The sequence below is a fragment of the Deltaproteobacteria bacterium genome (genome assembly GCA_023382265.1).
In the GTDB taxonomy this organism is placed as follows: Bacteria; JAMCPX01; JAMCPX01; order JAMCPX01; family JAMCPX01; genus JAMCPX01.
Genome location: JAMCPX010000048.1, coordinates 1 through 15,916 on the forward strand (window position 1 = coordinate 1; position 15,916 = coordinate 15,916).

General features: G+C 40.2%; 16 protein-coding genes. 13 read left to right on the plus strand and 3 right to left on the minus strand.

Annotated elements, in window-relative coordinates; all coding sequences use genetic code 11:
• Window positions 1–199 precede the first annotated feature (199 nt).
• The 6 genes from xerC to M1381_08840 all read left to right on the plus strand — a co-directional run bounded on the left by xerC (window position 200) and on the right by M1381_08840 (window position 6,366).
• Window positions 200–1,108 carry a tyrosine recombinase XerC gene (gene xerC / locus M1381_08815; GenBank protein ID MCL4479179.1) on the plus strand — a complete coding sequence of 303 codons (909 nt, stop codon included), beginning with the start codon at window positions 200–202 and terminating at the stop codon, window positions 1,106–1,108.
• Between the two features lie 31 nt (window positions 1,109–1,139).
• The gene (gene hslV, locus M1381_08820; protein MCL4479180.1) at window positions 1,140–1,667 is read left to right on the plus strand and encodes an ATP-dependent protease subunit HslV; all 528 of its coding nucleotides are present in this window, start codon (window positions 1,140–1,142) and stop codon (window positions 1,665–1,667) included.
• A 44-nt stretch (window positions 1,668–1,711) separates the two neighbouring features.
• Entirely contained in the window at window positions 1,712–3,094 is a 1,383-nt protein-coding gene (gene hslU, locus M1381_08825) for an ATP-dependent protease ATPase subunit HslU (GenBank protein ID MCL4479181.1), read from the plus strand.
• A 2-nt stretch (window positions 3,095–3,096) separates the two neighbouring features.
• The gene (gene argB / locus M1381_08830) at window positions 3,097–3,963 is read left to right on the plus strand and encodes an acetylglutamate kinase (GenBank protein ID MCL4479182.1); all 867 of its coding nucleotides are present in this window, start codon (window positions 3,097–3,099) and stop codon (window positions 3,961–3,963) included.
• Window positions 3,964–4,008: 45 nt separating this feature from the next.
• Window positions 4,009–5,229: an aspartate aminotransferase family protein gene (locus tag M1381_08835; GenBank protein MCL4479183.1), complete on the plus strand. Its 1,221-nt coding sequence runs from the start codon at window positions 4,009–4,011 to the stop codon at window positions 5,227–5,229.
• A gap of 78 nt (window positions 5,230–5,307) precedes the next feature.
• Window positions 5,308–6,366: a saccharopine dehydrogenase NADP-binding domain-containing protein gene (locus M1381_08840; protein MCL4479184.1), complete on the plus strand. Its 1,059-nt coding sequence runs from the start codon at window positions 5,308–5,310 to the stop codon at window positions 6,364–6,366.
• Here the strand turns inward: M1381_08840 and rlmB are convergent.
• A complete protein-coding gene (rlmB, locus tag M1381_08845; protein ID MCL4479185.1) occupies window positions 6,357–7,091 on the minus strand; it encodes a 23S rRNA (guanosine(2251)-2'-O)-methyltransferase RlmB in 735 nt (244 codons plus the stop codon). The two genes, M1381_08840 and rlmB, sit on opposite strands and share 10 nt — an antisense overlap.
• Window positions 7,092–7,248: 157 nt before the next feature.
• Between rlmB and M1381_08850 the strand changes: the two genes are divergently transcribed.
• From M1381_08850 to M1381_08880, 7 genes are read left to right on the plus strand one after another with little or no spacing between them, the layout of a single operon-like run.
• Window positions 7,249–7,899: a hypothetical protein gene (locus tag M1381_08850; GenBank protein MCL4479186.1), complete on the plus strand. Its 651-nt coding sequence runs from the start codon at window positions 7,249–7,251 to the stop codon at window positions 7,897–7,899.
• The gene (locus M1381_08855; GenBank protein MCL4479187.1) at window positions 7,899–8,963 is read left to right on the plus strand and encodes a glucose-1-phosphate thymidylyltransferase; all 1,065 of its coding nucleotides are present in this window, start codon (window positions 7,899–7,901) and stop codon (window positions 8,961–8,963) included. Before M1381_08850 ends, M1381_08855 begins: the two co-directional genes overlap by 1 nt.
• Entirely contained in the window at window positions 8,960–9,415 is a 456-nt protein-coding gene (locus M1381_08860; protein MCL4479188.1) for a dTDP-4-dehydrorhamnose 3,5-epimerase family protein, read from the plus strand. Before M1381_08855 ends, M1381_08860 begins: the two co-directional genes overlap by 4 nt.
• Window positions 9,415–10,434, plus strand: a complete 1,020-nt coding sequence (gene rfbB, locus M1381_08865; GenBank protein ID MCL4479189.1) for a dTDP-glucose 4,6-dehydratase — start codon at window positions 9,415–9,417, stop codon at window positions 10,432–10,434. The genes M1381_08860 and rfbB overlap by 1 nt, the downstream gene beginning before the upstream one ends.
• Window positions 10,435–10,441: 7 nt before the next feature.
• Complete coding sequence (gene rfbD / locus M1381_08870; protein ID MCL4479190.1) at window positions 10,442–11,302, plus strand: dTDP-4-dehydrorhamnose reductase; 861 nt, start codon at window positions 10,442–10,444, stop codon at window positions 11,300–11,302.
• A 2-nt stretch (window positions 11,303–11,304) separates the two neighbouring features.
• On the plus strand, window positions 11,305–12,603 hold the full coding sequence (locus M1381_08875; GenBank protein ID MCL4479191.1) for a UDP-glucose/GDP-mannose dehydrogenase family protein: 1,299 nt from the start codon (window positions 11,305–11,307) through the stop codon (window positions 12,601–12,603).
• 2 nt (window positions 12,604–12,605) lie between these two features.
• Window positions 12,606–13,538, plus strand: a complete 933-nt coding sequence (locus M1381_08880) for an SDR family oxidoreductase (GenBank protein ID MCL4479192.1) — start codon at window positions 12,606–12,608, stop codon at window positions 13,536–13,538.
• A 216-nt stretch (window positions 13,539–13,754) separates the two neighbouring features.
• On the opposite strand, the gene M1381_08885 is transcribed toward M1381_08880, so the two are convergent.
• The gene (locus M1381_08885; GenBank protein ID MCL4479193.1) at window positions 13,755–14,900 is read right to left on the minus strand and encodes an acyl-CoA dehydrogenase family protein; all 1,146 of its coding nucleotides are present in this window, start codon (window positions 14,898–14,900) and stop codon (window positions 13,755–13,757) included.
• 475 nt (window positions 14,901–15,375) lie between these two features.
• Window positions 15,376–15,720, minus strand: a complete 345-nt coding sequence (locus M1381_08890) for an SCP2 sterol-binding domain-containing protein (protein MCL4479194.1) — start codon at window positions 15,718–15,720, stop codon at window positions 15,376–15,378.
• Between the last annotated feature and the right edge of the window lie 196 nt (window positions 15,721–15,916).

Consider the following 15,916-nt stretch of genomic DNA (forward strand, 5'->3'; position numbering starts at 1 on the left):
TGAAATCTTTGGTATGAAAGTATATATCAAGAACAAGAAAGGAGAGCTTATTACCCAACCCCATGATTAGATTTCTGGATGACAAGATGATACCTATTTCGGTTAGATTTTTACATGACTTGACAGGGTAGCTGCATCAGTGCGAAAGAAAAAAAGGCCGTATTGAAAAAATTGCCGCAATGTGTTAACATATATAAAAATGGATGAGATATTTGATCTTTTTACGACCTATCTTAGTGTAGAAAAAAACGCATCTGAAAATACCATAGAAGCGTACATAAGGGATCTGAAAGAGTTCTTCTCTTTCCTTGAATCACTGAATCCATCAAAAACTTTTAAAGATGTGAGTATTAGCGAGATCAGAGGATTTATTACCAAGCTTTTAAAAAAAAATAAAAAAAGCTCTGTAGGCAGAAAGCTTGCAACTTTAAAAACATTTTATAAATTCTTATTAAGAGAGCACATAGTAGATATGAATCCTGCAGAACTTATTTCAACGCCTAAAAAAGATAAAATGCTGCCAGGGTTCTTGAATATTGATGAGATGTTTGATCTTTTAACGCTGCAGGATACGGACCGATTTCCAGGATTGCGGGACAGAGCCATGCTTGAGCTGTTTTATGCAAGCGGACTGCGTGTTTCAGAACTCGTAGGACTGGATATTAAAAATATTGATATTAATATAAGGTATGTAAAGGTATTGGGTAAAGGCAGAAAGGAACGAGTTGTTCCGATCAATCAAAAGACCGCTGATGTATTGACCCGTTATATTGAAGCAAGAAGAGATTTTTTGAGCCGGAAACGTAATATTAAGAACGAAGGCGAGCCGTTATTTATTAACAGGAACGGCAAAAGGATTACAAGAAGAGGTGTGGGACTAATAGTGAAAAGGTACATATTGCTTGCGGGCATAAATAAAAATATAAGTCCTCATTCATTAAGGCATACATTTGCCACTCATCTGCTCGATTCGGGTGCCGATCTGAGAATGATACAGGAGCTTCTCGGACACTCTACTATATCAACAACTCAGATGTATACCCATACAAGCATGGATAAATTGTTAAAGGTGTACGATGATGCCCATCCAAGAGCACATAAAAAATAGATTACTCGCACTTTAAAGACAGGGGGTTTTAATGTTTAAAGGTACAACAATTATAGCTGTAAGGCATAACGGAAAAGTGGTTATGGCTGGAGACGGCCAGGTCACACTTGGAGATAGTATAATAAAACATACCGCAAAAAAGGTCAGAAGACTTTACAATGATACGATATTAGCGGGCTTTGCAGGCTCTACAGCTGACGCATTTACGTTGTTTGACAGATTCGGGACAAAACTTGAAGAGAACAGAGGAAACCTTATGAAATCGGCTGTTCAACTCGCAAAGGACTGGAGGACGGACAAGATCCTGCACAGGCTTGAGGCGCTTTTAATAGTTGCGGATAAGTCCCTTTCATTGTTACTTTCGGGGACAGGGGATATTATTGAACCCGATGATAATATAATTACTATTGGTTCCGGCGGTAATTATGCACTGGCAGCTGCAAGGGCAATGGTTCAATTTACAAATCTTGATGCAAAGGCAATAGCAGAGAATGCGCTTAAAATTGCTTCAGATATATGTATTTACACAAACAATAACATAATAACAGAAGAACTGTAAAAGAGGTATAATCTATGAAAAAGAGTAAGGAAACCGCAGAAAAAATGGATAAGCTTGAGCAGATAGAACCGACACATTCGCTCCTACCTTCTAACATAGTGCAGGAACTTGACAGATATATTGTAGGTCAAAAAGAGGCAAAACGTATGGTAGCTATAGCAATGAGGAACAGATGGCGAAGGCAGCATGTGTCGCCTGAAATGCGGGATGAAATAGCGCCGAAGAACATAATAATGATAGGACCTACGGGGATCGGTAAAACAGAGATAGCAAGAAGACTTGCAAAGCTCGCCCAGGCCCCGTTTATCAAGGTAGAGGCATCAAAATATACAGAGGTTGGGTATGTGGGTAGAGATGTAGAATCAATAGTAAGGGATGTTGTTGAAATAGCCGTCGGTATGGTCAGGGATGAAGAGGAGGAAAATCTAATCCCTAAGGCAGAAGAACTTGCAGAAGAACGATTGCTTGACCTGCTGTTGCCGGCAAAAAGAAAAAACCATGTAAAGCAGACAGAGAATGAGCAAAAAACGCCTGATGAAGAAATAGCGGAAAACACCAGGGAGAAATTCAGAGTCATGCTTAGAGCAGGGAAGTTTGATAATAGATATGTAGAGATGGATATAAACTACATGCCGATGCCTGTGCTCGAGGTATTTACAGGTATGGGCGGCGAAGGCATGGAATTCAACATGAAAGATATGTTTGAAAACATCTTACCAAAGAAAACAAAACGCAAGAAAATAAAAGTTCCTGAGGCGTATGATATGCTCGTACAGGAAGAGTTGCAAAAGATAGTAGATATGGATAAGGTTGTTAGAATAGCCATTAAAAAGGTCGAAGAAGCGGGGATCGTGTTTATAGATGAGATAGACAAGATCGCAAGCAAGGAAGGCGGATACGGGCCAGACGTTTCAAGAGAAGGGGTACAGAGGGATATTTTACCTCTTATAGAAGGAACGACCGTTATGACAAAGTATGGCATGGTGAGGACGGATCATGTGTTGTTTATAGCAGCGGGTGCATTTCATGTAAGTAAACCTTCAGACCTCATACCAGAGCTGCAAGGCAGATTCCCGATAAGAGTTGAGCTTGAACCTTTGACAAAAACGGATTTTGTAAGAATACTTACGGAGCCCGATAATGCCCTGATAAAGCAATACAAAGAGATGCTTAAAACAGAGCATGTAAATCTTGTTTTCACAAAAGAGTCGATAGAGAAGATTTCCGAGATCGCATCAATATGTAATGAAAGGATGGAAAATATAGGTGCCAGAAGACTTCATACGGTTATGGAAAAGCTGCTTGAGGACATATCGTTTAACGCAGATAAATATACAAACCAGACCATAAACGTAGATGAAAACTATGTTGTAGAAAAACTGAGTCCGATCCTGAAAAACGAGGATCTCAGTAAATATATTTTATAACCATGGAAGCGTATATCGAGAAGGCGTCTGTCCTTATAGAGGCTCTGCCGTATATAAAAAACTTTTACGGCAAGACCTTTGTGTTTAAATTCGGCGGTCATGCAATGCTTGATGAAAAGTTGAAGAATAATTTTGCAAGAGACATCATACTGCTGTGGTACATAGGTTTAAAACCCGTGGTTGTACACGGCGGAGGTCCCCAGATAGATGACCTGTTAAAACAGCTCGGCAAGGAAAGCAAGTTCATCGACGGATTGCGTGTAACTGATGAAAGAACAATGGACATTGTGGAGATGGTTCTTGTCGGGAAGATCAACAAAGAAATAGTCGGATTGATCAATCATCTTGGAGGCAAGGCTGTAGGCATAAGCGGAAAGGACGGCAAAATGCTGATCGCAAAAAAGGTCGAGATGAAAGACAGCGGGAGCGGAGACATACTTGATATGGGCAGGGTAGGTGATATTGTAAGCGCAGATACAAAGATTATAAGGACGCTCGAGCTGAATCACTTTGTACCTGTCGTAGCACCTGTTGCTGTTGGTGACGACGGCAGGGCTTTTAATGTGAATGCCGATGTTGCAGCAGCCAAGATCGCCTCCTCCTTGAAAGCCGAGAAACTCATTATTCTCACCGATGTTGACGGTGTGCTCGATGGTAAAGGTAAATTATTAACCAATATAAAATCCGGGGATGCCGAGGAGCTTATAAGCTCCGGTGTAATAAAAGGTGGCATGATTCCAAAGGTAAGATATGCCGTAGAGGCAATCAAGCATGGTGTAAAAAAATGCCATATTATTGATGGAAGAATCCCCCATGCCGTACTTCTTGAAATATTCACGCCGGAAGGTGTAGGAACGGAGATAATGTGAAATGGAAAACTCAGGATTAAATATTAAAAAGAAGAATACCATCGTATGAAAAAAAATACCACGATAACACGTGCCGATAATTTTATAATGCATACATACAAGAGGATACCCATTGTCATAACAAGGGGTAAAGGGATATATCTCTGGGACAATAATGGCAAAAGGTATATGGACTTCCTTGGTGCAAGGGGGGCTGCAAACACGGGTTACTCCAATCCTGACGTTGTAAAAGCAATTACAGCACAGGCAAAACAGCTCATACTCGTAACAAATGATTTTTATACCGCTCCGCAGGCAGAGCTTGCACGGTTGATCACAAAAAACTCTTTTGCGGATCAGGTATTTTTTTGTAACAGCGGCGCGGAAGCAAATGAAGGGGCAATAAAGCTGTCGAGACTATATTCATACAAAAAATATGGTCAGGGTAGGTATGTTATTGTAAGTGCAAATAACTCTTTTCATGGCAGAACATACGGTACGCTTTCGGCTACAGGACAAAAAAAATATCAAATAGGTTTTGAGCCAATGGTGCCGGGCTTCCGGCATGTGGGATTTAATGATATTGAGAATATGAATGCGGCGTTGGGGGATGATGTGTGTGCTGTAATACTTGAGCCTGTTCAGGGTGAGGGTGGAATTTATCCGGCAACAAAAGAGTACATCAAATTTGTAAAAGAGCAAACAAAAAAAATGGATATACTTTTGATAATGGATGAGGTTCAGGTAGGTCTTGGAAGAACCGGTAAACTGTTTGCATACGAGAATTACGGCATAAAACCGGATATTGTTACCATTGCAAAATCCATCGCAGGCGGAGTACCAATGGGTGCAGTACTTGCAACCAAAGCCGTATCTGTATATTTTGACTATGGAACACACGGTACAACATTTGGAGGTTCACCTCTTGCGGCATCTGCGGGTATAGCTGCGATAAACCATATCATAAAAAACAGGCTGTCCAACAATGCCAAAAGGCTTGGATCTGTAGCATTCAAACGCTTATTAGAGATAAAGAAAAGATATCCGGATAAAATAAAAGATGTAAGAGGCATGGGGCTTGCAATAGGTATAGAGTTTTATGATGCGGGTCTTGCATCAAAGGTTTTTGATGAATGTCTTAAAGCGGGTTTGATAGTCAATGTGACCGGCGGGAATATCATAAGATTTCTGCCGCCGCTTATTATAACAGAGCATGAATTAAAGATGGGAATAGACATATTTGAAAAGTCAATAGAACTGATTACCGTTAAACCGCCACTACTTTAAAACGGGGTTTTTGAATAACCGGCATAATATTGTTCTTTTTTTCTTATGAATGCTTACAAAAGCATAGAGGGGTAAAATATGAAAAATAATGAATGGTTAATATACGGTGCTTATGGGTATACGGGTAAATTGATTGTTCAGGAAGCTGTTAAAAGAGGACATAAGCCTATACTTGCAGGCCGCTCCGGAGAAAAGCTTAAACTAATGTCGGATTCATTAGGATTGAGAATGGCGGTGGTTGGGCTAAATGACAAAGATGCACTGAGGAAGCTGCTATCAGAAGTAAAGCTTGTTTTTAATGCAGCGGGTCCTTTTGTTCATACTTCAGAACCAATCATACAGGCATGCCTCGAGGCAGGAACAAATTATATGGATATAACAGGCGAAATACCTGTTTTTCAGAAAACCTTTTCTTATGATGAAAAAGCAAAAGAAAGGGGTATAGTTCTTATGTCAGGCGTTGGGTTTGATGTCGTGCCGACGGATTGTATGGCACGGTACGTATCCGATCATGTCATGGAGGCAAAGGAATTAGAGCTTGCTTTCTCAGGGCTTGGCAACCCAAGTGCAGGAACGTTTAAAACCATCCTCAACGTGCTGCCGGAAGGCGGTTTTATAAGAAGGAATGGAAAACTTACTCCCTATACACTCGGCAGGGGGACAAAAAAAATAAAATTCATCAATAAAACTTATACAGCAATGCCTATTCCGTGGGGTGATCTTGAAACAGCCTATCGCTCTACCGGCATACCAAATATTACAACCTATATGGTTTATCCTGATTATGCCGTACCTATCATTCGTTACGGTACACCCCTTATTAAAGGTATTATAAAGATGAACATGATAAAGGTATTGTCACGGAAACTTGTAGATAGGTTTATAAGCGGTCCGGATGAAAGAATGCTTAATGAGGGGCATTCCTATGTATGGGCAATGGCAAAGAATGAAAAAGGGGAGAGAAAAGAGGCATGGCTTGATACGGTTGAAGGCTATAGATTTACTGCTATTGCAGGTGTGCTTGGCATTGAAAAAGTTTTTCAATTAAAACTTAAAGGGGCATTAACACCTGCAATGGCATTTGGAGCTGATTTCGTTTTAGAGGTAAAGGGTACTAAAAGATATGATCATCTATAGTTATTGATCAGCATGTACATACCAATGCCTGCTGAAACGGATGCATTTAATGAACTTATCGGACTTTTCAAAGGGATCGAAACAGAATAATCGCACACATCAAACACCGGTTTCCTTATACCGTTTCCCTCGCTGCCGATAGCCAGGATTATCCCATTACCGGATTGTATATCGTTAAAGTTGTTTGTGCCGTTTTCATCCATGGCTATTGCAATAAGGTTATCCCTTTTTAGTGATTCAATCTCCGCCCTAAGGTTAGGAACAATTGATATGTTCATATATTCCGTAGCACCGGCCGATGCCTTTGCGACAGCAGGGGTTATGTATGAAGAATGTCGTTTTGTTATGATAACGCCGTGTACCCCGAGACACGATGCCGTCCTTATGATTGCACCCACATTCTGCGGGTCCTGGATTTCATCCAGCGCTATTAAAAAAGGTTTTTCTTTTTTTTGTTTTGCATAATCAAGCATATCTTTTATACCGGAGTATGGATATGTTTGAAAAATGCCTGCAACGCCTTGATGGTTTTGTGTTAGTGCGATGTTGTCGAGATCCCGTTTATCTACGATCTCTAAAGGCAGAGACAGCCTTTTGGAAAACTGCCTTATAATGTCTTCATATTTATCGTGCCTTTTACCTGATAAATATAATTTGACTGCTCTGCGTTTGCCTGCTTTTAAAGCCTCTATGACAGGGTTTACGCCGTACAATGTATCAGCCATCAAACCTCCATTTATTTTTTTGATAACACTAAATATAAAAAGAGTCATGCTTTAATTTTCCTACTCAGTCTAAAAATCAAGTACCACTACCGATAATTCAGCCATTTACAAAATTAAAATGTTGACATAACTTATGAAGTTGTGCAATTGCTTATCTATGATAAAACGTCTGGTTTTTATATTATTAATATTCATGGCCGGTTGTATAAATGTGAACGAGTCTGTTGTACTAAGGCTCAACGGCTCCGGCAGTATGCACGTTGCTTACTCCATACCGGAGGCATTGATCAAAGATCCTCAGCTGTTACGTAATGCCATGGCACAGACGGGTATTGTATTCCCTTTAACGGCGGATGAACTTAAAAAAGAATTCGCGGGGCTTAGGGGTGTTACCGTAAATAGTACAAAGACATCCATAAAAAAGGGCTATTATGTAGTCGGGGGAAGTGTTAAATTCAAGAATATAAATAATCTCGCAACAAATAATATTAAGTTTGTTAACCATGAGCTTAACGGAAATAAAGAGCTTGTTATAGATTTAATCAACACCATGAATAGGAGCCAGGAATCAAAATCACCCGAACCGATGATGATATACAGGGGTTCTCTTACCAATTTCAGAATAATGATAGATGTTAGTTTCCCGACCAATGTGATTTCCTCAAACGGAAAAATAAATAATAGGGATGTTACATGGGATGTTCCCATGAATGTGTTCCTTAAGAGTAAGGCGATGACAATGGAGCTTAAGGCAGTCTACAGCGGGCACCCTACGATATTTGACAGGATAAGGAACTTTTTTAGATAATGAAAGCTCTGATACTGAGTGGAGGCAAAGGAACAAGGCTCAGACCCATAACCCATACAGGTGCAAAACAACTTATACCAGTTGCTAATAAGCCAATACTCTTTTACGGCATCGAATCCATAAAAGATGCAGACATAACAGAGATCGGAATAGTAGTCGGAGATACCTCACAGGAGATAAGTGATGCTGTGGGAGATGGTTCAAAATTCGGCGTCAGTGTTACCTACATTAAACAGGACGCTCCGCTCGGCCTTGCACATGCCGTACTCATTTCAAAAGAATTTCTCAAAGATGATGAGTTTGTCATGTACCTTGGAGACAATCTTATAAAGGACGGTATTACAAATCTTGTAGAACAGTTTAAAAAAGAAAAACCGAATTCTCAAATACTGCTCGCCCATGTAAAAAACCCAAACCAATTTGGTGTTGCAGAGCTTGTTGATTCTAAGGTTTCAAGGCTTGAGGAAAAACCTTCGCGCCCCAAGACGGATCTCGCACTTGTTGGAGTTTACATGTTTGATAAACATATACATGATGCGGTTAGAGCAATAAAGCCTTCAAAAAGGGGCGAACTCGAGATAACGGATGCGATTCAGTGGCTTATAGATAATGGATATAATGTCTTACCTCATATAGTAAAAGGCTGGTGGAAGGATACCGGTAAACTCGAAGACCTGCTTGAGGCAAATAGAATGATGCTTGATATGCTTGAATTGAACATAATGGGTGATATCGATGAGCATTCAAAGGTGGAATTTAAAGTGGTTGTTGAAGAAGGTGCGATTGTAGAGCACTCAACAATCAGAGGTCCTTCAATCATAGGCAGGGATGCAAGAATATTGAACTCTTATATAGGTCCTTTTTCATCAATATCTTCGGGTGCGAGGGTTATAAACAGTGAGATAGAACACAGCATAATCCTTGAAAACAGTATCATAGAGGATGTTGATACAAAGATAGAGGATAGTCTGGTCGGCAGGAATGTTGAGGTTAGGAGAAGCACTGAAAAGCCGAAGGTTTATAGGCTATTGCTTGGAGATAACAGTAAGGTGGGATTAATATGATAGATGGTGTAAAAATAAAAAAATTAAAAGTTATCCCGGATGAAAGGGGTAAGTTAATGGAGATCTTGAGGAGCGACGAAGAGATATTCAAAAAGTTCGGCCAGGTTTATATGACAACGGCATATCCTGGCGTAGTGAAGGCATGGCATTATCATAAACATCAAACAGATAACATGGCAGTGGTTAAAGGCATGATGAAGATTGTACTTTATGACGAGAGAGAAGATTCAAAAACAAAGGGTGAGGTAAATGAATTTTTTGTAGGGGAACACAACCCTATACTTGTTGTGATCCCGGAAATGGTCTATCACGGCTTTAAATGTATAAGCGAGGATACGGCTATAGTTATAAATATACCTACAGCAGTATACAATTATACCCAGCCTGATGAGTACAGACTTGATCCTCATAAAAACAATATTCCTTATGACTGGTCAAGAAAGGATGGTTAATGCGGCTTCTTGTTACAGGCGGAGCGGGCTTTATAGGCTCTAATTTTATCAGGTATATCCTTGAAAAACATCCCGGTTATGACGTTGTAAATCTTGATCTCCTAACCTATGCGGGTAACCTTGAAAACCTTGATGAGGTAGCTTCCAATCCACATTATACCTTTATAAAAGGGGATATCTTGGATGCCTCTCTTATAAAAGGTATAATGGATAAAGGTATCGATGCCGTTGTAAACTTTGCAGCAGAATCACATGTGGACAGAAGTATACTTGAACCTGCCGCATTTATAAAAACAAATATCCTGGGCACCCATGTTTTACTTGATGCGGCAAGAGAGAGGCGTATATCAAGATTTATTCAAATCTCGACAGATGAGGTGTACGGTGCGTTAGGACCAACGGGCAGATTTACAGAAACAACGCCGGTTCATCCAAACAGCCCGTACTCGGCGAGTAAAGCGTCTGCAGATCTTATTACACTTTCATACTCCAGAACATTCAATCTGCCAGTGATCATAACGAGAACATCAAACAACTATGGTCCGAATCAGTTTCCAGAAAAGCTTTTACCCCTTGCAATCACAAATGTGATTGAGAATAAACCCGTTCCAATATATGGAGATGGTCTGCATGTAAGGGATTGGATATTTGTAACGGATAATGCCTCAGCAATAGATACGGTTCTTCATAAAGGTAAGGACGGAGAGATCTACAATATTGGTGCTGATTCTGAAAGTACGAACGTGGATATTATAAAACAGGTACTTAAGATAATGAATAAGCCCGAATCCCTAATAGTTTATATAAAAGACAGGCCAGGGCATGATCGCAGATATGCGATAGATTCGGCAAAGATAAGGAATGAGCTTGGCTGGAAGCCATCCCATTCTCTTGAGGAGTATTTAAAATACACAGTGAATTGGTATTTAACAAATGAAAAATGGTGGCATAGGGTCAAATCCGGAGAGTATATTAAGTATTACGAAACAAATTACAGCTCAAAAGGCATGAAGATATAAAAAACATATGTCAGTTCAAAAGGTCATTATTACAGGTGCAAACGGTATGCTTGCTTATGCACTCAAAGAGACAATCGGTTCAAACTTTGATTTGATAGCATTAACAGAAAAAGAACTTGATATAACCAATAGCGAAGACGTGCTGTATACAATGAGGGATATAAGACCGGATGTGCTTGTTAATGCCGCTGCCTATACTTACGTAGATAAAGCGGAACAGGAGCAAACGCTTGCCAGACTCATAAATGGCACCGCCGTTGGATACATTGCAAAGGCGTGTAATATAACGAACACACGGGTTATCCATATAAGTTCCGATTACATATTTGATGGAGAAAAGGAAGGACATTACACGGAGTACGATGAGCCGAATCCGATGAGTATTTACGGCATCTCAAAACTTATCGGTGAACAGGAGCTTACCAAACACACGGATAACTATGTGATAATCAGAAGTCAATGGTTGTACGGGGATCACGGCAGTAATTTTGCAGAAACGATCATCTCACTTGCAGAAAAAAAAGATGAATTAAAGGTTGTTGATGATCAATACGGCAGTCCGACTTATACAATGGATCTTGCTAAGGCCATAAAATTGATCATACAAAGGAATGATATAAAAAAGGATATTTTTAATTTTTCTAATGAAGGCGTTGTTTCATGGTTTGGTTTTGCAAAGGATATTTTTAGGCTTATGGGCGTGGAGATAAAACTTATACCTGTTGATTCCTCTGCATATCCAAGACCGGCTAAAAGGCCGCACAACTCTGCTCTGGATAAAACAAAGATCAAAAACGCACTTGGTCTTGATATAAGACCATGGTATGACGCACTTTATGAGTACATGAAAAAGACTGGGAGGATTTGATAATGAAGTTGTCCGTCATTGGAGCAGGATACGTAGGATTGGTTACGGGTACGTGTTTTGCAGACAGCGGGAATGAGGTTGTCTGTGTTGATATAGATAAGAACAAGATAGAGGCACTTAAAAAGGGTATTGTGCCTATATATGAGCCCGGACTTGATGAACTCATTAAAAGAAACCTCTCATCGGATAGACTTAGATTTGTAACAGACATAAAATCCGCCGTGCAGAATTCCAAAGTGATATTTATAGCGGTAGGGACACCGCCAAATAAAAACGGTGAAACAGACCTCGCAAGCATAAAATCTGTCGCAATAAATATTGGTAAATACATGAATGAGTACAAGATCATTGTGATAAAGAGTACCGTTCCGGTAGGTACTTCAGAGATTGTAAAAAAGATTATAGCAAGTCATACCAGGCTTCAGTTTGATATGGCATCCAACCCGGAGTTTTTAAAAGAAGGGGCTGCGATAGAAGATTTTATGAAACCCGATAGGGTCGTTATCGGCGCCGACAGTGATAAAACCAGCGAAATACTCAGATCACTATATGAGCCGTTTACAAGAACAGGCAAGCCGATCATTGTTACAAGCATAAAAAGCTCCGAGATGATAAAGTATGTTGCAAATGCGATGCTTGCAACACGGATATCATTTATAAATGAGTTTGCAAACCTGTGCTCGTTAACGGGAGCAGATATTGATGATGTGAGAAAAGGCATCGGTTACGACAATCGCATAGGGCATCTTTTCCTTTTCCCGGGAGTTGGCTACGGAGGCTCATGCTTTCCCAAGGATGTAAAAAGTGTTATTCATACAGCCCGGCAGTACGGCTATAATATGAATATACTGAAGGCCGTAGATAAAGTAAACGAGCATCAGAAGCTTATACTGACATCGATTATAAAAAGACATTTTAAGGGTAAAATAAAAGGTAAGATGTTTGTGATATGGGGACTTGCATTTAAGCCTAAAACGGATGATGTGAGAGAGGCACCATCCATTGCTGTTATACAGGCTCTTTTAAAATCGGGTGCGGGACTGACGGTGCACGACCCGGAAGCAATGCAGAATATAAAAAAGATATTTGGTTCAAAGATAAATTATACAAAAGATATGTATACCTCTTTGAAGAATGCGGATGGATTGATCATTATGACGGAGTGGAATGAGTACAGAAATCCTGATTTTGCAAGAATGCTTGAGCTTATGAATGAAAGGGTTATATTTGACGGTAGAAATATTTATAACAAATACGATATGCTTTCACTCGGTTTTAAATATTATAGTATAGGAAGGTAAAATTGAATAAAATAATTGTTATAACAGGCGGTGCAGGGTTTATCGGTTCACACCTATGTGAATATTTTATTGAAAAGGGTTATGATGTTTTTTGTATGGATAATCTTATAACAGGTTCGCTCGATAACATATCACATCTTTTCAAACTCAAAGAGTTTGTGTTTATTAATCAGGATGTAACAAACTATATTCACATACCCGGCAAGATAGATTATGTTTTGCATTTTGCTTCACCTGCAAGTCCTGTTGATTATCTTGAACATCCTATTTCGACATTAAAGGTTGGTGCGCTCGGAACGCACAAGACAATCGGGTTTGCGAAAGATAAGGGTGCGAGGTATCTTATTGCATCAACCTCGGAGGTTTATGGTGACCCTCTTGTTAACCCGCAGCCCGAAACATACTGGGGCAATGTTAATTCTGTTGGACCAAGGAGTGTTTATGATGAGGCAAAACGCTATGCAGAGGCAATGACAATAGCTTATCACAGAGTTCATAAGGTGGATGTAAGGATGGTAAGGATATTTAATACTTATGGTCCAAAAATGAGGCTTAACGACGGCAGGGTTGTACCGAATTTTGTTATGCAGGCACTTCACAATGAACCCTTGACCGTTTATGGCGATGGAACTCAGACAAGAAGCTTTTGTTATGTTTCGGATCTTCTTGAAGGCATATACAGGTTACTCATGTCCGATTATATAGGCCCTGTTAATCTCGGCAATCCGCAGGAATGGAAGATCACTGATTTTGCAAATTATATAATAAAGCTTTCAAATTCAAACAGCGAGATCGTATTTAAACCATTACCACAGGATGATCCGAAAATGAGGAGACCCGACATTACACTTGCAAAAAGGCTGTTAAACTGGGAGCCGGTTGTTAGTCTGGAGAATGGTATAAAACAAACGCTTGAGTATTTTAAGAATAGATAAAGAAATACCGCCTTCAGTGTTTCGATTCTGTGATCACATCAGCACTTTATACCGCCTAAAAATATTTCTGTTAAATTTGCGTCAATTTGTCGGTTAGAGGTGGCACTTTTACCCGGCTATCACAATATCAGTGACAGCGGCATACTATTACAAAAATTATCGGTTCGCTTATTGGTAAACCGAATTGACCTGCTTTATTGCAATTTTTTGGGTTAATCACAGTCCCATCTGTTTGCCTATGATCTCCTTCATTATCTCGGTCGTACCCGCAAAGATGGTCTGTACGCGTGCATCGATGTATGCCTGTGCAATAGGATACTCAAGCATATAGCCGTAACCTCCGAAGAGCTGGAGGCATTGATCGATTGTTCTTTTGAGCATCTCGGTAATCCACCATTTGGCCATGCACGTCTCTTTTACAATACCGACACCTGCGATATGCTCCTGAATAAGCCTGTCAACGAATGTCCTGCCGAGTTCTATCTCTGTAGCCATCTCGGCGAGCTTGAACCGCGTATTCTGGAACTTTGATATGGGTTTTCCGAAAGCGGTCCTTGTTTTTGTATACTTGATTGTTTCTTCGATGGCCTTCTCGGCACCAGCCTGTGCCATTATTGCGCTTACCAGCCTTTCCTGCTGGAGTTTCTGCATAAGCTGGAAAAAACCCTCACCTTCTACGCCGAGCATGTTCTTTACCGGTACCTTACAGTCGGAGAAATACATCTCCGATGTGTCCTGTGATTTCATGCCTATTTTCTCAAGCTTTTTGCCTTTTTCGAATCCGGGTGTTTTATCCTCTATAACAATGAGGCTCATGCCTGTGTATGGAGGATCCGCTTTTGGGTTGGTCTTGCATGCGGTAACAACAAGATCGCATAGCTGGCCGTTTGATATAAAAGTCTTCTGTCCGTTTACTATATAATGATCGCCGTCCCTCACGGCTGTAGTCCTGATCGCCTGCAAATCACTCCCAGTGCCAGGCTCCGTCATTGCTACGGCAGTTATTATTTCACCGCGCACACAGCCCGGCAGCCACCTCTGCTTCTGCTCTTCATTCCCGAACGTGGCGATATAAGGAACGACAATATCGCTGTGAAGGTTGATGGCAAAGCCCGATTCCATTATATTAGCCATCTCCTCCATCACAACTACCGAATACAGGAAATTCACTCCCGAACCTCCATATTTTTCTTCAACCCATGGGCACAGATACCCCGCGCTGCCGGTCTTCTTCCATACATCTTTTGAAACCATGCCGTTCTTCTTCCATTCGGCCTGGTGCGGAACAACCTCGCGTTCAAGAAATCTCTTAAATCCCTGCCTGAAGATCTCGTGCTCTTCGCTAAAAATATTTCTGTCCATTGTTCCTCCTGCATTGACATATATATCAAACTTCTAAGAATAAGCAAACACCTTTAGAAAATCAGCCGTAGGCTTATCAGTCCTGTGGCTGTGGCAATTCCTACACTAATGTTACCGATCAAAAAACATGCCGCTTCTTTTCAGATCATCACGATGGGCATGAGCACTTCCTAAATTGCCTCTTCGTTCAGGATTCAGGATGTGCCGCGATTCAGCATGCTAAAACTCATGCGGAGTAAAACTACTTCAATCAAAAATGTTAGCTGATAAAATTTCAATTTATTACCCACCTGTTTTATGAAAATCTTAATTAAACTATGTTATTGAATTAGGCAAGAAAAGAATCGGAGATTATGAAGCGTATGGTGAGACTAATTCTTTTATTACAATAGTCTCTAAGAGAAAAATGTAAGAAACTTTCGTACATTTTTTGTGAATTGAAAAATAGCGATGGCAAAGCCATCGCTATTAGAAGTTAACTTGCTTTCAATACGTTCTGTAATTTTAATGCGAGACCCATGTCTCCTTTGATCTTTAGCTTACCCGACATAAAAGCCATCTGTGCATTAAGTTTGCCGGATACGATATCAAGGATATCTTTTCCTGTAACCGTTATAGTACACTTTGCATCAGGTGAAGGACCGCTTGACACACCTACTTTAGCAGGTGTAAGGCTTACAACCCATGAACCTGCTTCGTCTCCCGTAATATCAAACTGGTATATTGCGTTCAACGTTTTTGCTTTTTCTGTGTCCTTGCTTATGTTATCTGGAATCGTTTTTTCAAAAAGCTCCTTTACTGTTTTTGGAAAATCCACCATTTCTGTCACCTCCTTTAATTGATAAATCTATCAACTTTTTATACAGTAATTTTTGTTATGTCAAGAAATCGAATCGAGTCATGTAAAATCTAACCATGGAGGGTATCATCTTGTCATGTAAAAATCTAACCGAAAGATACAGCTTCAGAGATGGATATTATAGTCTGCCTTTGATAAAGGAGGCAGGTTATGGGGT